This window comes from Solirubrobacter soli DSM 22325, from assembly GCF_000423665.1.
In the GTDB taxonomy this organism is placed as follows: domain Bacteria; phylum Actinomycetota; class Thermoleophilia; order Solirubrobacterales; family Solirubrobacteraceae; genus Solirubrobacter; species Solirubrobacter soli.
On sequence record NZ_KE384071.1, the window covers coordinates 17,218 to 38,685 of the forward strand.

The following is a 21,468-nucleotide window of genomic DNA, read 5'->3' on the forward strand; positions in this document are numbered from 1 at the left end:
CTTCACATTTAGAAGGCCCCGATGAGGCCCAGGGTCACCCAAGGTGGATCTCTCACAACACCTCCGGGCCATCGTGTTGACTTCTCGCGTCTTGTCCCGGGTCGTGCTCGCCATCGTCGTGTTCTTCGGTCTCGCCGCACCCGCGAGCGCCGGCACGATCTCGCCACCTCCGCCTGAACACCGCGCGGACCCGAGCCTGACGACCTACGTCGAGCGGCTCGGCCCGTTCACGATCGGCGCCTACGAGACGCTGCAGAAAGCGGTCCCCGCGCGCCCGCCCGACGTCAAGGGCGCGATCGTCGCGATGGACGCGCGGCTTGTGAACAAGGCCGGCGCCGTCATCCCGCAGCAGATCACGATGCTCCACCACCTCGTCTTCACCAACGGCGGGCCCGACAACCGCCGCGGCGACCCCGCATGCCCGCACAAGTCCACGCGCGAGCGCTTCTGGGGCACGAGCGAGGAGCTGCGCCCGATGACGCTCCCGCCAGGCTACGGCTACCCGACCGCGCCGAAGGACAAGTGGCGGGCGATCCTGATGGTGATGCACCACCGCTCGGGCGAGCAGCGGTTCTACGTCGAGTACCGCGTGACCGTCGACACCCGCCCGACGATCCCGGTCAAGCCGTACTGGCTCAGCATCATCCCCTGCTCGCCCGACCCGCAATGGACAGTGCCGGGAACGGGCGCAAAGACCGCCACCTACGCACGCACCTTCACGATCCCCAGGGCCGGCCGGATCGTCGCCGTCGGCGGGCACCTGCACGGCGGCGCGCAATCACTCAGCGTCAGCCAGCCGCGCTGCGGCGACCGCACCCTCGTGCGCAATCGCCCCGCCTACGCGCCCGCGGACGACCCGCTCTATAAGGTCCGCCCGCTCCTGCACGAGCCGGACCCGAAGAACATCAGCTGGTGGCAGTCCGCGACCGGCTGGCCGATCCGCAAGGGCGAGAAGCTCAAGGTCACCGCGGCCTACGACAACACCCGCCCGCACACGCGGGTGATGGGGATCGAGCACGTCTACGTCGCCCCGCCCGCCAAGGACCAGCCCACCGGCTGCGCCTCCGCGCCCGCCGACGCGGTCGTGCTCGGCGCCGAGTTCCCCAACCCGCGGATGACCCCGCCGAAGGTCACCCTCACGCTCGCCCGCCTCGACAAGAACGGCATCGCCCGCGCGACCACCACCGGCACCGGCACCCGCCGCTACGTCGCGGGCACCGTCGCGTCGGTCTTCGTCCGCGACTTCACCTACGGCCCGCAGCAGCTGACGATCCGCCGCGGCGCGACCGTCCGCTGGCATTTCGCCGACAAGACCAAGCACGACGTGACGCTCGCCGACGGCCCGCTCGGCTTCGCCTCACCCTGGCTGAGCCGAGGCGACCGCTACTACGCCCACACCTTCAAGCAACCCGGCACGTACCTGCTCCAGTGCTCCCTGCACGCGGCGTACATGTCGCAGGTCGTGAAGGTCACGCACGCACGACCGCGCCCCCCCGACGTGGATCCCCGCCGCCGCTGAACGCGCGTGTCGCGTGGTGGCGCTCGACGGCCTGGCAGCCGCCGAAGAAGAGGTTCGGCTCGCGGAACCAGGCGATCGTGCGGCCCTTCAAGGCGGCGTCGTCGATCCCGGGCTCCGCGTAGACGAGGTTGTCCTCGAAGTGCAGGCGGGGGGCGTCGACGGCGGCCTGCGCGTCCATCCCGTGGTCGATCGCGTTGACGATCACCTGGAGGACCGCGCTGCGGATGCGGTTGGACCCGGCGGACCCGAGCACGAGCTCCGGCGACCCGTCGTCGAGCACGACGGTCGGCGCCATCATCGACGGGAGGCGGCGGCCCGGTGGGTGGGTGAAGAAGCCCGCGGGCGAGAGGTCCTGCTCACCCATCATGTTGTTGACGTGGATGCCCGTGCCCGGGACGACGAGCCCTGAGCCCTCGCCGTTGGTCGACGTCACCGAGCACGCCCAGCCGTCGGCGTCCAGGACGCTCACGTGGGTGGTCGAGCCGAGCCGCGACGCCATGAACTCGTCGGCGAAGCCCGGCTGGTCGAGATGGTCGAGGAAGTCGGGTGTGCGTTCGGACTGCGCGGCCTCCATCGCCGCGACGATCGCGGCGGCGTCGGGCTGTCCGGGGGACCGCTCGAGCAGCGCGAGCGCGTAGGCGAGCAGCAGCCCGCCGGCGCTCGGCGGCGGGTTCGTGAGCACCTCGCGCCCGTGGTAGCGGACGCGCACGGGCTCGCGCGGGATCACCGCGTACGCGGCGAGGTCGGCGCGCGAGAGCGTTCCACCGCGCGAGACGACCCAGTCGGACACCGCCGCCCCGACGTCGCCGGTGTAGAACGGATCGGCGCCGTCGCGGGCGAGCCGCTCGATGCCGTCCGCCAGCTCCGGGTCGCGCACCACTTCGCCCTCGACCGGCACCCGCCCGTCGATGCAGTAGCGCCGCCGCGACTCCTCCGTCGCCACGACGATCGGGCTGAGCATGTCGAAGAGCAGCGCCTGCTGGCGGTTGACCTCGACGCCGTCACGGGCATACCCGATCGCCGGCGCGGCGAGGTCGGTCAGCGGAATCGTCCCGAAGCGCGCCGCGGCCTCGGCGACGCCGGCGGGCAGCCCGTAGACCCCGCAGGAGGACGCCCCGATGTGGAAGACCTGGACGGCGTCGCCGAAGTCGATCACGACGGCGTCCAGCGGCGCGCGCTCGCCCTCGCCGGGCGCCGCGACCATGAAGTCCAGCAGCACCGGCTCCCCGCCCGGCGGCGCGACCAGCATGTAGCCGCCCGCCCCGAGCCCCGTCAGCAGGGGCTCGGTCATGAACGACGTCATCAGCGCCGCCAGCGCGGCGTCGACCGCGTTGCCGCCGGCGCGGAGCACGTCCGCGCCGGCCTTGGCGGTCAGAGGGTGTCCGGCCGCGACGACGCCACGCTCGTGCCGCATGCCTAAGGTCGGATGATCGGGGTGGGGTGGAGGGGCTGCGCCTTACTTCAAAATCGTGGCATGAACTCGGGCACGTCCACGTCGGTCGCGCGAGCGCGCGTCCGTTCGGGTTCGCGGGTCCGGGTGACACGCGGCTCGCCGATCGGCTCACGCAGCGAAGAGCGCTCCGTGCGCACCGCCGGCGCGTCGCCGTAGCCGGTCGCGACGACCGTCACCCACACCTCGTCCTCGAGCTTCTCGTCGACCATGGCGCCGAAGATGATGTTGGCGTCCGGATGCGCGGTCTCCTGCACCTGGCGGGCGGCCTCGTTGACCTCCCACAGCGACAGGTCGCGACCGCCGGTGATCGACAGCAGGATCGACTTCGCGCCGTCCAGCGTCGTCTCCAGCAGCGGCGACGAGGTCGCCTGCACGGCCGCCTCGACGGCGCGCTTCTCGCCCGAGCCCATGCCGATCCCGAGCAGCGCGTTGCCGGCCTCGGACATGATCGTCCGCACGTCGGCGAAGTCGAGGTTGATCAGGCCCGGGAGCGTGATCAGGTCCGAGATGCCCTGGACGCCCTGGCGCAGCACGTCGTCGGCGACGCGGAACGCCTCGACCATCGACGTCTGCTTGTCGAGCACCGACAGCAGCTTGTTGTTCGGGACGACGATCAGGGTGTCGACCTCTTCGGCCAGCGCCTTGATGCCGGTCTCGGCCGCCTGCAGGCGACGCGTGCCCTCGAAGCCGAACGGCTTGGTGATGATGCCGACGGTCAGCGCGCCGAGCTCGCGGGCGACCCGCGCGACCACGGGCGCGGCGCCCGTGCCGGTCCCGCCGCCCTCGCCCGCGGTGATGAACACCATGTCCGAGCCCTTGAGCAGCGACTTGATCCGGTCGTAGTCCTCCATCGCCGCCGCGCGCCCGCGCTCGGGATCGGAGCCGGAGCCCAGCCCGCGCGTGATGTCCGCGCCGATCTGGAGCGTCACGTGCGCGTCACTGGCCTGCAACGACTGCGCGTCGGTGTTGAGCGCGATGAACTCGACGCCGCTCACGTCGGCCTCGATCATCCGGTTGACGGCGTTCACGCCGCCGCCGCCGACGCCGACGACCCGCAGCTGCGGCTGGCCGGGCGCGGGCTCGCGCACCGAGCCCCACTGATAGTCGTCCGCGGCGGGCGGTGGCACGTGGCGGACAGGCTCTTCGGGCGGGGCCATCATGTCTCCGGGGATCTCACTCGAGAAGGCGTGACGAAGCCGCTCCTGCGGCGTAGGGGTCGCCCGCTCGGGCACGACCGGATCCGGCGTGGGGGTGGGCTCCTCGGCCCGCGGCTGCGGCGTGGGCTCCTCGAGCCCTTCCGTCTCCGTCTTGCGGAACAGGTTGGCCAACGGGCCTTCCCGCATGCTCGCCCGCTTGCCGCTACCCATTCTGGAGCACCTCCTTCGCCAGCCGGCGATACGAGTCTGCCGCCTGCCCATTGGGGTCGTATTTGAGGACGGACATCCCCTTCACGGGCGCTTCCGCGAAACGGACGGTCTTCTTGATGCGGGCCCCGAACACGCGGTCCCCGAAGTTCTCCTCGAGGATCTCGATCGCTTCCTTGGCGTGCAGCGTCCTCGTATCCACCATCGTGGGGAGGATGCCCATGATGTCCACCGTCGGATTCAGGTTCTCGCGGATCATGGAAAGCGTGTTCTGGAGCTGCAGCAGGCCCCGCATCGACAGATACTCGCACTGCACGGGGACGATCACCTTGTCGGCCGCGGTCAATGCGTTCACCGTCAAGAGTCCCAGAGAGGGCGGCGTATCGATGCAGACGAAGTCGTAGAACTCCTCGACCGGCTTGATCGCCTTGTCCAGCGAGCGCTCGCGGCCGATCTTCACCGACATCGCGATCTCGGCCCCGGCGAGGTCGATCGACGCCACCGCGACGTCCACCTCGCAGTGGCGGATGACCTCCACGATCGGCAGGTCGTGCACGAGGACGTCGAACATCGACTGTTCGAGGACCTCCGGGTCGATGCCCTGCGACATGGTCAGGTTGCCCTGCGGATCCAGGTCGATGCACAACACCCGATGACCCTCTTCCGCGAACGCCGCCGCCAGATTCAGCGTCGTCGTCGTCTTCGCCACGCCACCCTTCTGATTGGCGAAGGCGATCACCTTGGCCACGGCATGCTCCATTCAACTGTCGCAGGGAACCCCATCAGGCTCCCTCGTTCGCCCCGCGCCGGAGGATTCCTCCCGGGCCGACGCGGGCACATGCACCTCGATGCGGTTGATTGCTGTGGGATTGCTCGCCGTTTCGTTCGCCGGGTGCGGTGCCGCGCACGCCACCTCCAGGCCGAAGCCGAGCCCCGCCGCGGCCGAGCGCGAGGTCCGCGACGCGATCCACGAGTACGACGACGCCAACCTCGCCGGAGACGCCACCCGCGTGTGCGCCGTGCTGGCGATGGCGTCGCGGATCGCGATCCGGCGCGTCAACCAGGAGGAGTGCGTCCCCCACATGCGGACCGCTCTGAAGGCGACGCCCGAACCGCTCCGCGCCCGTCGCACGCAGATCATCTGGATCGACGTGCGCGGCAACCGCGCGACGGTCGGACTGAAGCCCGACGATCACGTCAAGGACCCCTCGCCGCGCGTGCAGATGGTCCGCGAACCGACCGGCTGGAAACTCCTCTTCGACCTCTCGCACGTGTATCGGGACACCGCGTACTCGCGCTGCTACGTCAAGACGATCCAGAACGCGACGCGCAACCCGGGTTGGCGCGACCTCGCCGACCAGACGCTCAACGAGTACGCCGACCGCTACTGCGACCGCGTCGCACGCCTGCCCGACGACGCGACCCAGCGCGACTACGACAAGCTCGACTGGGACATCATCACCGAGCTCTACGACGAGGGGAAGCTGTCCTTCCGCGACGCCGAGAACCTGAAGGCGCAGCGTGCGTAGGGCGTTCGTCCTGGCGCTGGTCGTGCTGGCCGGGTGCGGCGGCACCGCCGGCCCGACGCCGCAGATCCGCCAGGCCGTCGGCGCCTACTACGACTCGATCCTGGCCAACGACGACGCGCACACCTGCGGGCTGTTCAGCGCCTACGCGCGGCTGCACGTCGTCAAGGAGCGCGGCGTCAACTGCCCGCAGGCGTTGGGTGAGCGGTTGTTCGCTCAAGGCGTCCCGAAACTCGTCCGCGACCGCTTCGTGCCGAGGATCGTCAGCGTCCGCGTGCACGGGATCTATGCCACGGTCAAGGTCCGGCCGTCCCCGCTGCTGAGCTTCTCCGGCGAGGTCAAGCTCGTGCGCGAGAAGGGGCGCTGGCGGATCGACTCCGACGAGCCGCGGGCGAAGACGTCCGCCGTCGGGGACTGCGTGTGGGGCTACTCGCGCCTGACGCTGGCGGACCCGGAGTGGAAGCCGTGGAGCGATCGCGCGAAGGCCGAGTACACGGAGCGTTTCTGCCGGGAGATCGTCAAGCGCGACCTGATGAAGGTCGACCACGGCATGCGGCTCGCCCGCGTCGAGCAGGCCGTCGTCAACTCGCTCTACGACGACGGCCTGATGACCCGCAACTAAGCGGGGACCACGACCACGGGCACCTTGGCCCGGGCGGCCACGCGGCCTTTGCGCCCGACGACCACGACCTGCGCGCCGATCTCGTCGACCCGGTTCAGGACGGCCTGCACCGCGTCCTCGTGATCGCCGTAGGTGTGCACGACCTCGCCGCCCGCCTGCACGCCCGCCTCCTGCAGCTGCGCGAGCCGCCGCGCGAGAACGGCGGCGGCCATCTCGCGCGACTCGCGGTCGACCGCCTGCTCGGAGAGGACGTCGGTCTCGTGCACGTGCATGACCTGCACGGCGGCGCCGCGCTCGCTCGCGAGCTTGGCCGCGGCGGCGGTCACGGCGATGCCGCGCGGGGAGCCGTCGACGGCGACCAGCACGGGCGCCACGAGCTGTGGCGCGACCGCGGCCTCGACCTCCTCGGTCTCGGCGAAGTACGCGCGGCCGGCGAGGAGCACGAGCAGCGCCGCGACGACCGCGACGGCCCCGACGAAGAACGGCGCGTCCGGCGCCACCCACTCCGCGAGTTTCCCCGCCAGCCACGGCGCGACCGCGCCCCCGGCGAAGCGGACGAACGAGTACGCGGAGGAGGCGATCGGGCGCTCGACGGGCGCGATCCGCATCACGGCCTCGGTCAGCACGGTGTTGACGACGCCGAGCACGGCGCCGGCGACGATCACCATCACCGCGAGCAGTGCCGGGACGCCCTCGCCGAAGCCCATCGTGGCGAGGATCACCGCGAGCGCGCCGTACATCGCGCCCAAAGTGGTCACGACGCCGTAGCGACGCTTCAGCCGCGGCGCGACGAACACCGACGTGAACGCGAGCAGCAGGCCCCAGCCGAAGAAGACCGCGCCGAGGGCGTGCGCGCCCATCTTCAGCGGGAACGGCGTGTAGGCCAGCAGCGTGAAGAAGCCGAAGTTGTAGAAGAGCGCGACGAGGCCGGTGATCAGCAGGCCGCGGTGCCGCAGCGCCTTCAGCGGCTCGGTCAGCCCGACCTTGCGCGCGGGCTTGGGGATCTCGTCGAGCAGGATCAGGATCGCGATGAAGGCGATCGCCATCAGCGCCGCGGTGCCGAAGAACGGGCCGCGCCAGGAGATGCCGCCGAGGAAGCCACCGAGCAGCGGGCCCGAGGCGATGCCGAGGCCGAGCGCGGCCTCGTAGAGGATGATCGCGCCGCCGACGCCGCCTGACGCGCTGCCCATGATCACCGCGAGCGCGGTGGCGATGAACAGCGCGTTGCCCAGGCCCCAGCCGGCGCGGAAGCCGACGATCTCGGGGATCGAGCCCGACGCACCCGCGAGCGCCGCGAACGCGATCACGAGGACGAGGCCGGCGAGCAGCGTCTTGCGCGGCCCGATGCGGCTGGAGACGAACCCGGTGACGAGCATCGAGACGCCCGTGATCGCGAAGTAGCTCGTGAACAGCAGCGACACCTGGCTCGGCGTGGCGTTCAGATCGCGCGCCAGCACCGGCAGGATCGGATCGACCAGGCCGATGCCCATGAACGCGATCACGCACGCGAAGGCGACGGCCCACACGGCCTTGGGTTGGTCCTTGAGGCTCATTCTCCAGTTCCCTCTTCCATCAACTTGTCGAGCACGGGCAGCGCGGCTGCGAGTACCTCTCGTTCGTCGTCGGTCAGCGTGCTCAGGCGCGCCTGCAGCAGTGCCTCGCGGGCGGCGCGCATCGCGTCGAGCCGCTCGAGGCCCTGCGGGGTGAGGTGCACGAGCACCGCCCGCGCGTCTTTGGGGTCCTGACGGCGCTCCACGAACCCGTCGCGCTCGAGCCGGCCGACGAGCGTGGTCACCGTCGGCTGGGCGACGGCCTCGCGCTCGGCGAGCTCGGTGATTCGGCGCGGGCCGGCGTCGCGCAGCGTCGCCAGGACGGACGCGGCGGTGCGGCTCAGTTCACGCTTGCCCCGCCGGCCGAGCGCATGCCAGAGCGCCGTCAGGCGGTGGTCCAACTCGTCCGCGAGGTTTTCCATAGCCACGCAATATAGCGTGGCTATGGAATTACCCGCGGCAGGCGGCGGGGATCTCCACGACGGTGCGGGGATCGGGGATCAGCTGCTCGCCCGGGAACTGCTCGGTGCGGCAGAAGGCGTAGGCGAAGGTCTTGTAGTCGACGACCGCGCGGAACGGGTAGCCGATCGAGCCCGCGACGTTGGTCTTGACCTTCGGGACCTTGCGGACGACCGTGTAGCAGTCGAACACGCCCGTCGAGCCCGATTCGGGCGTGCCGGCCGCGTGCGTGCAGGTCGTCGGGCCCTGGACCTTGGAGATCTCGCCGGTGGCGGCACGCTTCTGGGCGTCGGCGGTGATCGCGCTCTGGAGGCTCGTCACGAGTTGCGCGCGGGCGCTCGCGACCTCCGCCGGCGAGGCGTCACTGGCAGGCTTGAGCGAAGCGAACCTTCCGGTGCGTGGCTGCTGCAATTTGATCACGCGCTCGCGGTTGGCGGCGCGCAGACGGGCCTGCTCGGCGGCGCTCGCGCGGGCGCGCTCGGTCTTCCCGTTGTCGATGCGCGGGATCATCACCGCGAGGGCGATACCGACCACCAAAGCGCCTATGCCGGTCAAAATCGCGACCTTGCGCCATGGGACCGGAGGGACCTCGACGTCACGCGGCGCGGTCCAGATATGCAGCCAGACTCCGAGGATCTCGATGCCCGACGCTCTGCGCTGGTTTCCGGCAGTTCCGTCCATATGTGGCCGAGGATACATACGCCCGAACGGACCGCCCAATCGGCCTTGCGTCCACCGACATCCCGCCCGTATCCTCGGTTGCGTGAGTGATACCGAGCGCATCCACGAACACGAAAAACCGCGGGCGCCGGAGCACAAGCCGGAACCCGCCGAGGATCCCGCCGGCCCACTCAAGGACTTCGTCTCCAACGTCGGCAACCAGGCGTTCGGCGGCGCGATCGCGCGTTCGCAGGGCGCGGGGATCATGGCCAACGGCGAGGTCCACTCGAGCGTGCAGTCCAAGATCGACTCCACGCGCGGCGGCGGAGCCGGGCTCGACACGGGCGTGCAGCAGAAGCTGTCGCCCTCGCTCGGCGACCTCTCCGATGTCCGCGTGCACACCGACTCGACCGCGCACGACCTCAATCACGCGGTCTCCGCTCGCGCGTTCGCGACCGGCACCGACGTCTACTTCGCGCAGAACGAGTACAAGCCCAACACGTCGGACGGCGACAAGCTGATCGCGCACGAGCTCGCGCACGTCGTCCAGCAGCGCGGGGCGCCGACCAGCGGCCCGCTCACCGTCTCGAATCCTGGCGACGCCATGGAGAACGAGGCGGATGCCGTGGCTGAGAAGATCACGTAAGTGGCTGAGATCTCATTCGGTTTCATCGACCGTCGCGTGATGGCGGCGGTCGAGCGCGTCGCCGGCTCGGACCCCGATCCCGGCGACCCGTTCCGCGGGCTGTACATCTCCGACGAGGTCGCGCTGCGGCTGACGCAGGGCGACAGCGTGTCCGACGCCGACGCGCGCCTACAGGAGGTCGTGCAGGCACTCGGCCTGGACCTGCTCGAGGCCGCGGTGCTCGCGGTCTGCGCGGCGACCGAGCTCAACCCGCGCTACGGGCGCCTGTACGCGTACCTGCAGGACGACGTCACGCGCAAGCTCCCGAGCCCGCGGCTCGTCGGCCAGCTGCTGGAGGGCGAAGGCCTCTCCCCCGCGGACGTGATGGGCGCGTTCGACGCGGACGGGCGCCTGCGCCACCGCGGGGCGCTGAAACTGATGGGGGACGCGCAGACGCCGCTGGCCGAGCGTCCGATCAAGGTCGCCGACCGGCTCGCCGCGGTGCTGCTGGGCGGGCGGATGGACGAGTCGCCGGCGCCGACGCGGCTGCGGATGGTCAACCATCCCGCGCACGACCCCGGTCGCAACGAGGCGGTCGAGCTGATGGCGGCGCTGCTCGCTCGCCCGAGCACGCTGCCCGTGGTGCTCGCCGGACCCGACGCGGACACGCTGATCGTCAAGGCGTGCGGCAAGCAGCTCGTCGCCGTGCACGTCAAGGACATCTCCGACCGGGACGTGATGGCCGAGGCCGCGCTGGTCTCGGCGCTCGAGGACCGGCTGGTCGTCTTCGAGGGGCTCGAGGACGTCGAGCCCGCGGACCGCGGACGGCTGCTGCGCTCGATCGAGACGCGCCCCGAGCGCACGATCCTCGCCGCGCCGACGCGCACCGCGGCGCTCGCGCTCGGCGAGCGCACCGTGCTTCTGGTCGAGGCCACGTCGCCCTCGTTCGGCGAGCGCGCGCAGGCATGGGCGGACCTGACGGGCTCGCTGGAGTCCGAGGACGTGGCCGCGAAGTTCCGGCTGTCGATGACGCAGATCGTCGAGGCCTCCGAGGTCGCGCGGCTGTCGGCGACGGCCCGCGGCGTCGATCGCCCGGAGCGCGTGGACCTCGACGCCGGCGCGCGACAGGCGTCGTCTTCGCGCCTCGGCGAGCTCGCGGCGCGGCTCCCGCCCGGCTACAAGTGGGAGGACCTCGTGGTCCCGGAGCGCCAGAAGGAGCTGCTGCAGTCGATCAGCGCCTACCTGCGCCATCGCGACCGGGTCCTGAGCGACTGGGGCTACGAGAAGACCGTCGCGCGCACGCAGGGCCTGAAGGTCCTGTTCGCGGGCGAGTCCGGCACCGGCAAGACGATGGGCGCGCAGGTGATCGCCGCCGAGCTCGGCCTCGAGATCTTCCGCGTCGACCTCGCGACCACGGTGTCCAAGTACATCGGTGAGACCGAGAAGAACCTCGACCGGATCTTCGGGGCCGCCGAAGGCTCGAACGCGATCCTGTTCTTCGACGAGGCCGACGCCCTGTTCGGCAAGCGCTCCGAGGTCGGCGACTCGCACGACCGCTACGCGAACATCGAGGTCGCCTACCTCCTGCAGAAGATGGAGGGCTACCCGGGCGCCGTCATCCTCGCGACCAACTTCCGCCGCAACATCGACGACGCGTTCGTCCGCCGCCTGGACTTCGTGATCGACTTCCCGTTCCCGGAGCCCGAGGACCGGCGCCGGATCTGGGAGCGCGTGCTGCCCGACGAGGCGCCCAAGGCCGACGACATCGACCTCGACTTCCTCAGCGAGAAGTTCAAGCTCTCCGGCGGCGCGATCCGCAACTGCTCGCTCGCCGCCGCCTTCCAGGCCGCCGACGACGACGGCGCGATCTCGATGCGTCACCTCGTGCGCGCCGTCGCGCAGGAGTACGGCAAGCAGGGCCGCCTGACCCTCGAAGCGGACTTCGAGCGCTTCCACGACCTGATCAAGGTCGGCGCGTCCCGTAGATAAAGGGGTCAGGCCCCTTTAGGTTCGGGGGCGTCGCGGGGGCTCGCTCACCGTGGCGCGGGCGAGGGCGGGGCGGCGGGCGCGGCCGGCCAGCGTCCCGCCGGCGGCGATCAGCGCGATCGCGGCGGCTCCGCCGAGGATCTCCCACGGCAGCGGTGACGGCGGGTGGGCGTACGCGACGGCCGCGCTGTCGGCCTCGAAGGCGTGCTCGACCCGCCGCTGCTCCTGCACCTGCGCCGCCTGGAAGAACTGAGCCTGGGTCGCGGGTGCCGACTGGACCGCGAGGCCGGACGGCGGCGCGGGCGGGGCCGGAGGCGCGGGCGGCTTGGTGGCGGCCACGACGGGCGGGATGACGGCGGCGGCCGGCGGCGGGGTCAAGGGCGGAATCGGCGGCGAGGCCGGCGCGGGGGCGGGCGGGACGGGCGCGGGCGGGACCACGGGCGCGGGCGGCTGCGGCGCGTGGTGCACAGGTACGGGGACCGGCGGCTGCACGCTTGGCGGCAGGCCCGGCACCGGGATGAACGGCCGATTCGGCGCGGGCGTCTGCGGGGCCGCTTCCGCGGGCTTGTCGGGCCGGTTGTAGACGATGTCCGGGAAGCCGCACGTGCCGGGCGCGATCGGCGTGATCTTGATGTCGTCCGGAAGCCCGATCAATGACAGCGGCACGATCTGGATCGGCGCCGCGACCCGCTGTCCGGCGGCGGTGACGGTCACGTTGGTGCCGCCGAGCGTCAGCGGGCAGAACACGCCGCGCGGGTCGTCGATCACATGCCCGCTGGAGTCGAGCATGATCTCGGGGCGGCCACGCGATTCCCGCCCGCGCCGGGCGGCGACGAACCGGGCGACCTTCACGTCCGACGACGTGAACGCGATGTCGGTCGGCACGACGCTGCTGCAGGTGTCCGACCACCACACGCACTGGTCCGTGGGCAGCAGGACGCCGGTGTAGGCGCGCGTGGTCACGAGCTCTCCCGACTCCTCGTCGCGCTGGAGGAAGCGCATCTGCGCCGGGTCGGCGGCCGTGACCGAGAGCGGCTGGGCGAAGCCGACCGGATAGCTGCGCAGCGACTGGTCGAGCGCGAGCGACTCGACGAGCGGCTCCGACATCGCCCGCACCGGCGCGACGCCGGTCTGCGGGTCGAACCCGCCGATGACGACGTCGATGAACAGCAGGGCAGCGTTGGTCTGGCGCGTGAACTCCGCCTCGTCGAAGTCGTCCTCGAACTCCACCGAGGAGCGCGACGCGGTGTACCCGAGCGTCGAGGACTGGAAGACCGCGAGCGGCGCCGCGGCGCCCGGCGGCGTGACGTCCGTCCGGCTGAGGACGCCGCCGAAGTGCTGGTCGTGCGGGTCGTCGATGCCGGCGGTCGCGACGTACGCCGACGCGTGGCCGGCGAGCAGCGCGAGCTCGTCGTCGGCGTCCTCCGCGCGTGGCATCCGCTGCGCGCCGTCGAGCGAGGCGCTGCCGACGACGACCACCGGGATGCCGCTGCCCTGTGCGTCGGCCATCACCTCGCGCACCCACTGCGCCTGCGGACCGTCGGCGCCGCCGGCGAGGCGGCCCGCCGCGTTGTCGATCGCCACGACCCGGACGACGCCGGCCGCGGCACGCACGTCGAAGGCGAAGACGCGCCGGCCACCGGGCGCCGCGTCCGGCGGCTGGGTGATGCCGGAGACGTCGATCGTGTCCGGCGCTGGCGCGGTGCCCTGGGGCGCCGCGGCGTCGGCGAACGCGGCGGCGAACCCCGTGGTGCCGTCGCCCGGGCCGGGCAGCACGAACGTCGGCACGCCGGCGCCGCCGGCCAGCTCGCGGTAGCGGCGGGCGCCCGCCTCGTCCAGCGGCTCGCCGCCCCGCGAGGCGCGGCCGCCGCCGATGAGCAGCGCGGCCGGGCCGTTGCCCGCGCCGGCCATCGCCTTCACGCGCGCGACCGCCGTGCCGAGGTGGACGTCCGGCGTCAGCCCCTGGCCCGCGCCGCCCGTGCAGCGGTCCAGGCAGGTGGGGTGACCGCCGACGGCGAGGCGTACGACGTCGCCGGGCACGGTGCCGGTCTCGGCCGCCTCGGGCGCCGGCCCGGCCGGGGGCGCGGGGGCGCCGTGGTCGAGCCGGCGAACGGACGAGAGGCCGACCACGGGATCGGGCTCGCGCGGGTCGGTCACGGTGCCCGAGATGCCGCCCAGCGCGAAGCCCGTGCCGTCGGCGTCGAGCACGAACGCGCGGGTGTTCGGCGTGGTCTCGGGCAGGTCGCGGCCGCCTGACGTCTGGTAGCTGGAGCCGTCGAGGTCGAGCCAGCCGTCGGCGGTCTCGCGCAGCACGACCGCGCCGATGGGCGAGGCGTCGAGCGGCACGAGCACGCGGCTCGGCCCGTCCGGCCCGTCCGGCCCATCCCCGTCGCCGGTGCCGCCGCCGGCCGTCGGCTCCGTGAGCGGCTCGGGCAGCGGCAGCACGGTGTCGTTGGCGGAGACGATCGTGCGCACGTGGTCGCCCTCGCGGAACGCGGCGATCGCGACCGGGTACAGGTCCAGCGGCGCGCTCGTCGCCCGCCACGCGGCCGTGGGCGCGTCGCGCTCGAAGCGCCCGTCGACGACGGTTCCGCCGCCCGGCTCGGTCGCGACGCGGGTGACGGCGACCGGCTGGCCTGCCGACTCGGCCGCCGTGCGGAGGGCTTCGTCGCGCGTCCACGCGCGGTCGGTGCCGCCCTGGTAGAGCCCGTCGGTGGTCGCCACCAGCGGCGTCCGCCCGTCGTAGGCGACGCTCGTGATGTCCGTGTGCTCGGGCGCGCTGCTCGGCAGCTTCTCCACGTGCCAGTCGCGCCCGTCGCCGCGCATGATCAGCCCGTCGCGGCCGACCGCCGTGCATTCGAGCGGGTCGCTGACGGTGCAGGCGATCGCCAGGAACGTGGCCTCGACGGGGGTGCCTTCGTAGGTCACGACCGAGCCGCGCGTGTCCGTTCCCCCGGTCGTGAAGTCGAACGGGACGGGATCGCGCAGCGCCGTGACCAGGGCCCCGGCGCTGCCGATGCCGATGATCAGGTTCGGGCGCGGCCAGACGATCGCGCGCAGCTGGGCGAGGCGACCGTTCGCCACCACGGGCGAGAGGCCGGTGTCCGGGTAGGACCAGCCGCGATCGGGCGCGTACAGGACGGCGGCGCCCTGGCGCGAGATCGCCAGCACGCGGCCGTCGCCGTTCGGCGCCGGGGCGGCGGAGATGAGCGCGTCGCTGAGCGTCGGCGCCGGGGAGTCGACCGCCGGGCGCTGGGCCGAGGTCGCGGCCCCGACGGCCTGCGTGCCGCCCGTGAAGCCGATGCTGCCGTCCGCCGTGAACGCGATCGCCTGCGTCGTCGACGTGCCGTCGTCGCCGATGCCGCCGCGGAACACGAAGCGGTCGCCTACGAGCTGGGCGTAGCCGCCCTGACGGACCGCGTCGCGGGCGCGCGCGTCCGCGGGAACGCCGGCGTCCACCGGCGCGCTGATCTCGCGCACGCCGAACGGCGCGGAGGCGGTCGCCGGGCCGGCGATCGAGCGATAGCCGCGCCCGCCGCGGGCGAACGTGAAGCCGAGCCGGTGGGTGCAGAGCTCGGGGACGTCGCACCAGCGGCCGTCGAGCTTCTCGGCGGGCTCCGGGGTCGCGGTGGGCGTCGCGGTCTCGGTGGCGGTCGCCGTCGCCGTCGCGGTCTCGGTCGCCGTGGCGGTCGCCGTCGCGGTGGCGGTGGCGGTGGCCGTCGGCGTCTCGGCGGGCGCCGGCGGGTCCTTGATCGCGATGTGCTCGGAGACGTCGATCGGCGCCGCCGCCCCGGCGGGCGTGACCCGCAGGTCGATCCAGACGCCGTCGGGCGTCACCGTCAGCGGGTCCGCCGGCGGCGCGTCGACCGTGACCGCCGCGACGCCCTCCGGCAGCGGCTCGCCGGCGAGCAGCGCCTGATGAACGGTGACGGGCGCCCAGTGCCCCGCCTCCGGGTCGCGCTGGAGCAGGACGACGCGGTCGCCCGCGATGCCGAGCAGGAACGCGCGCGTGGGTGAGGCTGCCGCCAGCCCGACCGCGCGGACGGGCGCGTCGGCGTCGATCGGCTCGCGATGCCAGCCCGTCCCGTCCAGCCGCAGCACCGCCGCGGTCATGCCCGCCGCGTCGGTCGGCGCGAGCAGCGTCGCGGGCTCCGCGCCACCGATCACGGCGAGCAGCGCCTGCGCGTCCGGGCGGGTCGGATTGGCGACGAGCCGCTCGCCGGGCGCCAGCTCCGGCGCGGGTGCCGCCACGAAGCTCTCGCCGGGCGCGCGGACGAGCAGCTGCGCGTCCTGATCGGGCTCGGCGAGCAGCAGCGCGCCGTGCCCATCCGCGGCCATCTCCCCGGCATGTTGCGGCGCGGTGCCGCCGACCGGCCGGCCGCCCACGGGCAGCGCCGCCGACGCCCACGCCCCGCTCGGCGCGCGCCGCAGCACGACGGTCCGCCCGCCGGCCTGCCCAACTGCCCACGCCCGCGGCCCGTCGCCCGTCGTCTCGACCCCGAACGGCACGAGCGTCCGCGCCGCCCCGGGCACCTCCGGCTGCGCCCCGGCGGGAAGCGCAGGCGCCGCCGCGGGCGGATCGTCCGCGGCGAACGCCAGCGCCGCGCCCACGGCGGCGAGCGCGAGCGCCAGCCCGACGGCCGCGTGCCGCCACACGGCGCGGCGACGACCGGCGCCGCCGCCCGGCGTCACCACTCCGGCGCGACGCACGCCGGCGTCCTCACCGCCCGACGACACCACTCCGGCGCGACGCACGCCGGCGCCCTCACCGCCCGACGACACCACTCCGGCGCGACGCACGCCGGCGCCCTCACCGCCCGACGACACCACTCCGGCGCGACGCACGCCGGCGCCCTCACCGCCCGACGACACCACTCCGGCGCGACGCACGCCGGCGGCGTCGTCGCCCGGCCCGACAAGCCCGGCGCGGCTCCGGCCGGCGACGCCGGCCCGGGCGCGCGGCGCGCTCATGGCGCGGCGTTCCCGTTGCTCGTCGGCACGGCGCGGACGTCGCCGAGGTGCGTGGTCAGCGCGGCGCCCTCGAGCGTCTCGAAGCGGACGAGCTCGCGGGCGATGGCCGCGACGACGCCCCAGTTCGCCTGCAGCGTCTGCGCCGCGCGCTGCTCGGCCGCCTCGACGATCGTGCGCGTCTCGGCGTCGATGCGCTCGAGCGTGGCGGGGCCGACGCTGCCGAGCTCCTGCAGCGAGGCGCCGAGGAAGACCTCCGCGTTGTGCTCGCCGATCGTCACGGGACCGAGCGAGGACATGCCGAAGGAGGTGACCATCGAGCGCGCGAGCTGGGTCGCGGTGTGCAGGTCCTCGTTGACCGCGGTGGAGACCTCGCCGAAGGCCACCCGCTCGGCGGCCGCGCCCGCCATCGTCACCGTCAGCTGACGCTCGAGGTCGCTGCGCCGAAGCACCGTCCGGTCGCGGTCGAGCAGCAGCGCCGTCGCGCGCCCGAGCCGGCGACCGCGGGCGACGATCGACAGGCCGTGGATCTGCTCGCCGTCGCCGTGCGCGGCGGCCACCACCGCGTGCGCGGCCTCGTGGACGGCGATCGTCTCGAGCTCGTCGTCGCTCAACACGTGCGTCTCGGTGCGCGGCCCGCCGACGACCCGTGCGATCGCCTCGTCGAAGTCGTGCACGGCGATCGCGTGATGCCCGCCCCGCGCGCTCAGCAGCGCCGCCTCGTTGACGACGTTCTCGAGCTCGGCGCCGGTGAACCCCGGGCAGCGGCGGGCGATGTCGGCGGCGACGACGTCCTCGGTCACCGGCCGGCCCGCGAGGTAGAGCTCGAGGATCTCCGTCCGCCCCTCGGCGTCAGGGGCGTCGACGGTGATCTGGCGGTCGAAGCGCCCCGGGCGCAGGAGCGCGGGGTCGAGGATGTCCGGGCGGTTGGTCGCGGCCAGGACGATCAGGCCGCGGCCGGCGTCGAAGCCGTCCATCTCGACCAGCAGCTGGTTGAGCGTCTGCTCGCGCTCGTCGTTGCCCTGACCGACGCCGGCGCCGCGCTTGCGGCCGACGGCGTCGAGCTCGTCGATGAACACGATCGCGGGCGCGGCGGCGCGGGCCTTCGCGAACAGGTCACGGATGCGCGCGGCGCCGACGCCGACCAGCGACTCGACGAACTCCGCGCCGGACACCGAGAAGAACGCGGCGTGCGCCTCGCCCGCGGTCGCCCGCGCGAGCAGCGTCTTGCCGGTACCGGGCGGGCCGACGAGCAGCGCGCCCTTCGGCGGCCGCGCGCCCAGCTCCGCGTAGCGGTCCGGGTACCGCAGCAGGTCGCACAGCTCCTCGAGCTCGGCGACGGCGCTGCCCGCACCCGCGACGTCCTTGAACGACGGCCCGCCCTCGGCGCCCGGACCGAGCGCCGAGCGGCGCCCGCGCCAGCGCGAGAACGCGCCCATCCCACCCGCGTCGGACTGCTGGCTGAGCCGCATGAAGAGCGCGAACAGCGCCGACAGGATCAGGATCGGCAGCAGCACCTGCACGATCAGGCGCCGCGCCTGCTTGCCGCTCTGCGCGTCGATCGTGACCGCGGCGCCCTTCGTCGTCATCTCGTTCAGGAGCTGGTCCTGCAGCGAACCGTTGGCGGGGTAGGTCGCCCACAACCGCTCGCCCGAGCGGTCGGTGACGAGCACGCGATGGTCGTAGTCGAGCTGCACCGCGGTGCGGACCTGCGCCGCGTTTGCGAGCCGCTGCACGCGCGAGTACGGGACCTCCGCGCCGCTCGAGCGCGGCTGCGTGGCCCCGAGGAGCACGATGAAGACGATCAGCAGGACGGCCGCGAGCGCGGCGAAGGCCGCCACGAGCGGCTCGATGGAGAATCGGGGAAGGCGCACGGAATGGTCAAAAAGCGAGAAGCCAATGCAGCACTCTACGTCGGTGTGTCGTGACCGTCTTTCGGAATAGACGGATGTCCAGGCCCGTCTAGCCGTGTGGTGTCACGACTGCAGCAGGAACAGCTTCGCCAATTCGCCCAGGTTGTTGTCAATATCTCTCTCGGTCAGCTCGAGGCCTGTGCGGTCCTTGAGCTCGGCGCGGATCGCGGCGCGATCGCGCGTGCCGTCGAGGAGGGTGATCAGCAGCCGGGCGGCCGGTTCCTCCATGTGGATCGTCGTATAGGCGAGCGACGTCAGCGGCTCGCCCCGTTCGGCCTGCCAGCGGGCCAGCGCGGACGCCATCGGGCGCTCGGACGCCTCGGTCGGCCAGATCAGGGGCGCGGCGTGGGGCAGCAGCCGCTCGCGCCGGAAGCCGTCGAGCAGCGCGACCGCCAGCTCGTGCCGGTCCGCCCCGAGCCGCTCGCGCAGCGCCTCGAAGTCGAGCGTGCGCGACCCGAGCTGCGCGAGCTCCGCGTAGACGTCGGCGAGCAGGCCGACCTCGAGCGGGTCGGCGTTGGCCAGGGCCGCCCAGTGCAGCCGCTCGGTGAGCTCCGGGACCGGCTCGACACCCGCCGGTGCGTGCTCGCCATGACACAGGACGCTCTGCCGGAAGTGCCGGACGGTCAGCAGGTCGCTGTAGTTCTCGAACGCGATCCGGTCGCCCCCGGCGAGTTTCCACAGCTCGGGCTCGACGTCGAGCGGCAGCATCTCGGTGCGCAGGCCGTACAGGTCGGCCTCGCCGACGTAGCCGAGGCCGTGCTCGGCGGCGTGGGCGGCGAAGTCGGCGAACCAGTGGCAGACCCAGTGCTCGCTGAGGTCGTCGTGCACGAGCCGGTAGAGCGGGCCGTCCGCGAGCGGCGGGATCTCGCGCACCAGGACCGAGCCGAACGTGTCGGCGGAGCTCATCCGGTGCTCCTTGAGGAAGCGGAAGAGCTCGCGCGCCTTCTCGGCCTGCGCCGCCTCGTCACCCGGCGGGACGTCACGCGCGTGCCAGAGCCCGGCGTCGCGCAGCATGCGGCGGAAGTAGCCGCCCGGCTCGGCGTTGTAGGAGACGTAGGCGATCCCGTTCGGCACCAGCCGCTCGCGGATCGTCGCCAGCAGCGCGTCGCGGGCGTCGGCCGGCACCCAGCTGTAGAGGCCGTGGGCGACGATGAAGTCGAACTCGCCGATGTCGTCGAGCGCGCGGACGTCGCCGTGGCGCAGCTCGACGTTGCCGAGGCCGATCTCGGCGATCTGCCGCTGACCTTCCGCGATCGGCTCGGCCGCCAGGTCGACCCCGAGCGCGCTGATGCCCGGGGTGGCCGCGGCCATCGCGATCAGATTGCCGCCGGCACCGCAGCCGAGCTCCAGGACGCGAGCTGTGAAAGGGTCCGGGGGGTGGAGCCCGTACAAGACCGCAACTGTCGCGAGCCGGTCCGGATGGGTCTGCCCGTACGGAAAATTGGAGTATCGAACGGCGTCGTATACGTAGTCGGACATCGACCCTGCATTTTTCACACCACGCGTTCCGGTGACAGTAGGGTCGGCCCGTGCTGACCGTCGAAGTGCCGCTCAACACGATGCTCGCGGACCTCGACGAGACCCTCCGCGGGATGCTCAAAAGCGAGCTCGAACGCCACGGATTCGAAGGCGTCGACATCGCGTTCGACGCACCCGCGCGTGAGTGGTCCGGACAGCTCTCCAAGCCGACCGTGAACATGTTCCTCTACGACCTCCGCGAGTCGGAGACGATGCGCACCTCGGAGTGGTCGCGCATCTCCAAGGACGGGCGCACGTTCGAGGGCCGGCCGCCGATGATCATGGAGTGCTCGTACGCCGTCACGGCGTGGACGCAGGCCGTCGAGGACGAGCACCGCCTGCTCTCGCAGGTCCTGGCGATCTTCAATGCCTACCCGGAGCTCCCCCAGGAGGTGCTCAACGGGCGCCTGTCCAACGGCGCGCAGATCCCGATCAAGGCCCGCATCGGCCAGGGCAAGGGCGAGAAATCGGACTTCTGGAGCGCGGTCGGCGGGCAGTACAAGGTCTCGCTGGACTACGTCCTGCGGCTTTCGGTCGAGTCCGGCGCCAAGCTCGAGCGCGGACCCGAAGTCCGCACGCAGACCGTCCGCACGCGGCTCGCCGACGGGCCGCAGCGCGCGATCGTCGAGATGCACCGCTCCGTCGGGCGCGTCTCCGACAAGAAGGGCCAGCCGCTCGGCGACGTCTGGATCACGCTCCCGGACACGGGGATGTGGACGTCCAGCAGCGCCGACGGCCGTTTCCGCTTCGACCGCCTGCCGCCGGGCCGCCATCGGCTGCTCGCGCGCACGGTCGACGGCAAGCAGGCGGATGCACAGCTTGAAGTCCCGGGAGCCGGGGTCGACCTGGTGATGGGATGATCCGCGGGGTTTGCCCGAAAGGCTGCCTCGCGGCCTCTGGCCGTCCGGACGACGGACCGGGAAGGTTGGGGCATGGCTGTTGAGCCCCGTCCCAGCGTCCTGCTCGGAAACCTCGGCCCGATCATGCGTCTCGGCATGAATCGGGTCCTGAGCGAGCAGGGCTGCCAAGTGGTCGGTCAGGAGGACCGGCCCAGCGCCATCATCGGGGCCGCGCATCGGCTGCGCCCCGACATCGTGGTGCTCGATCTCGACAACGGTTCCTCGTACGAGCTCGCCCAACTCGTACGAGGCGCGTCTCCCGAGACCACCGTCGTGCTCTGGGCCAGGGAGGAGGACCTCATGGAGGTCCTCGAGCCGGCTTCGAGCACATCCCGTCTCGTCTCCGCTCCGATCGTGGAGCGGCTCCGAGGCGAACTGAGCGGCCAGCACGTCCACGAGTGAAGGA

The 21,468-nt window shown here is 72.5% G+C and carries 16 protein-coding genes; 7 read left to right on the plus strand and 9 right to left on the minus strand.

Going from position 1 to position 21,468, the window contains the following annotated elements; genetic code table 11:
• Window positions 1-103: 103 nt before the first annotated feature.
• Entirely contained in the window at window positions 104-1,519 is a 1,416-nt protein-coding gene (locus G569_RS59710) for a hypothetical protein (RefSeq protein WP_053227498.1), read from the plus strand.
• Here G569_RS59710 and G569_RS0135960 read toward each other — a convergent pair.
• Genes G569_RS0135960 through G569_RS0135970 form a run of 3 tightly spaced genes read right to left on the minus strand, consistent with a single transcriptional unit; the run spans window position 1,470 to window position 5,084 of the window.
• On the minus strand, window positions 1,470-2,933 hold the full coding sequence (locus G569_RS0135960) for a gamma-glutamyltransferase family protein (protein ID WP_028066999.1): 1,464 nt from the start codon (window positions 2,931-2,933) through the stop codon (window positions 1,470-1,472). The genes G569_RS59710 and G569_RS0135960 overlap by 50 nt on opposite strands.
• A gap of 47 nt (window positions 2,934-2,980) precedes the next feature.
• The gene (ftsZ, locus tag G569_RS54465) at window positions 2,981-4,339 is read right to left on the minus strand and encodes a cell division protein FtsZ (RefSeq protein ID WP_064750534.1); all 1,359 of its coding nucleotides are present in this window, start codon (window positions 4,337-4,339) and stop codon (window positions 2,981-2,983) included.
• On the minus strand, window positions 4,332-5,084 hold the full coding sequence (locus G569_RS0135970; protein WP_028067000.1) for a ParA family protein: 753 nt from the start codon (window positions 5,082-5,084) through the stop codon (window positions 4,332-4,334). Before G569_RS0135970 ends, ftsZ begins: the two co-directional genes overlap by 8 nt.
• A gap of 121 nt (window positions 5,085-5,205) precedes the next feature.
• Here G569_RS0135970 and G569_RS0135975 point away from each other — a divergent pair, with 121 nt between their 5' ends.
• On the plus strand, window positions 5,206-5,865 hold the full coding sequence (locus tag G569_RS0135975; protein ID WP_028067001.1) for a hypothetical protein: 660 nt from the start codon (window positions 5,206-5,208) through the stop codon (window positions 5,863-5,865).
• Complete coding sequence (locus G569_RS63305; RefSeq protein WP_028067002.1) at window positions 5,858-6,484, plus strand: nuclear transport factor 2 family protein; 627 nt, start codon at window positions 5,858-5,860, stop codon at window positions 6,482-6,484. The genes G569_RS0135975 and G569_RS63305 overlap by 8 nt, the downstream gene beginning before the upstream one ends.
• On the opposite strand, the gene G569_RS54470 is transcribed toward G569_RS63305, so the two are convergent.
• The 3 genes from G569_RS54470 to G569_RS0135995 are packed head-to-tail and all read right to left on the minus strand — an operon-like array spanning window position 6,481 to window position 9,027.
• Entirely contained in the window at window positions 6,481-8,037 is a 1,557-nt protein-coding gene (locus G569_RS54470; RefSeq protein WP_053227501.1) for an MFS transporter, read from the minus strand. The two genes, G569_RS63305 and G569_RS54470, sit on opposite strands and share 4 nt — an antisense overlap.
• Window positions 8,034-8,456 (minus strand): MarR family winged helix-turn-helix transcriptional regulator, encoded by a 423-nt coding sequence (locus tag G569_RS0135990; protein WP_028067003.1) that lies wholly within the window; start codon window positions 8,454-8,456, stop codon window positions 8,034-8,036. The genes G569_RS54470 and G569_RS0135990 overlap by 4 nt, the downstream gene beginning before the upstream one ends.
• Before the next feature lie 28 nt (window positions 8,457-8,484).
• Window positions 8,485-9,027 (minus strand): hypothetical protein, encoded by a 543-nt coding sequence (locus tag G569_RS0135995; RefSeq protein ID WP_028067004.1) that lies wholly within the window; start codon window positions 9,025-9,027, stop codon window positions 8,485-8,487.
• 229 nt (window positions 9,028-9,256) lie between these two features.
• Between G569_RS0135995 and G569_RS59720 the strand changes: the two genes are divergently transcribed.
• Both G569_RS59720 and G569_RS54480 read left to right on the plus strand, forming a co-directional pair.
• Window positions 9,257-9,799 carry an eCIS core domain-containing protein gene (locus G569_RS59720; RefSeq protein WP_053227502.1) on the plus strand — a complete coding sequence of 181 codons (543 nt, stop codon included), beginning with the start codon at window positions 9,257-9,259 and terminating at the stop codon, window positions 9,797-9,799.
• Window positions 9,800-11,767 carry an ATP-binding protein gene (locus G569_RS54480; RefSeq protein ID WP_053227503.1) on the plus strand — a complete coding sequence of 656 codons (1,968 nt, stop codon included), beginning with the start codon at window positions 9,800-9,802 and terminating at the stop codon, window positions 11,765-11,767.
• Window positions 11,768-11,782: 15 nt separating this feature from the next.
• On the opposite strand, the gene G569_RS59725 is transcribed toward G569_RS54480, so the two are convergent.
• The 3 genes from G569_RS59725 to G569_RS0136025 form a co-directional block, all read right to left on the minus strand.
• Window positions 11,783-16,735 carry a hypothetical protein gene (locus tag G569_RS59725; protein ID WP_053227504.1) on the minus strand — a complete coding sequence of 1,651 codons (4,953 nt, stop codon included), beginning with the start codon at window positions 16,733-16,735 and terminating at the stop codon, window positions 11,783-11,785.
• Window positions 16,732-18,606 (minus strand): ATP-dependent zinc metalloprotease FtsH, encoded by a 1,875-nt coding sequence (ftsH, locus tag G569_RS54490; protein ID WP_157592549.1) that lies wholly within the window; start codon window positions 18,604-18,606, stop codon window positions 16,732-16,734. Before ftsH ends, G569_RS59725 begins: the two co-directional genes overlap by 4 nt.
• Before the next feature lie 102 nt (window positions 18,607-18,708).
• A complete protein-coding gene (locus tag G569_RS0136025) occupies window positions 18,709-20,124 on the minus strand; it encodes a methyltransferase regulatory domain-containing protein (RefSeq protein ID WP_084286101.1) in 1,416 nt (471 codons plus the stop codon).
• A gap of 50 nt (window positions 20,125-20,174) precedes the next feature.
• Here G569_RS0136025 and G569_RS59730 point away from each other — a divergent pair, with 50 nt between their 5' ends.
• Both G569_RS59730 and G569_RS0136035 read left to right on the plus strand, forming a co-directional pair.
• Window positions 20,175-21,023, plus strand: coding sequence for a Pvc16 family protein (locus tag G569_RS59730; protein WP_053227506.1), 849 nt, complete (start codon window positions 20,175-20,177; stop codon window positions 21,021-21,023).
• 72 nt (window positions 21,024-21,095) lie between these two features.
• Complete coding sequence (locus G569_RS0136035) at window positions 21,096-21,464, plus strand: response regulator (RefSeq protein ID WP_028067006.1); 369 nt, start codon at window positions 21,096-21,098, stop codon at window positions 21,462-21,464.
• Window positions 21,465-21,468: the final 4 nt, after the last annotated feature.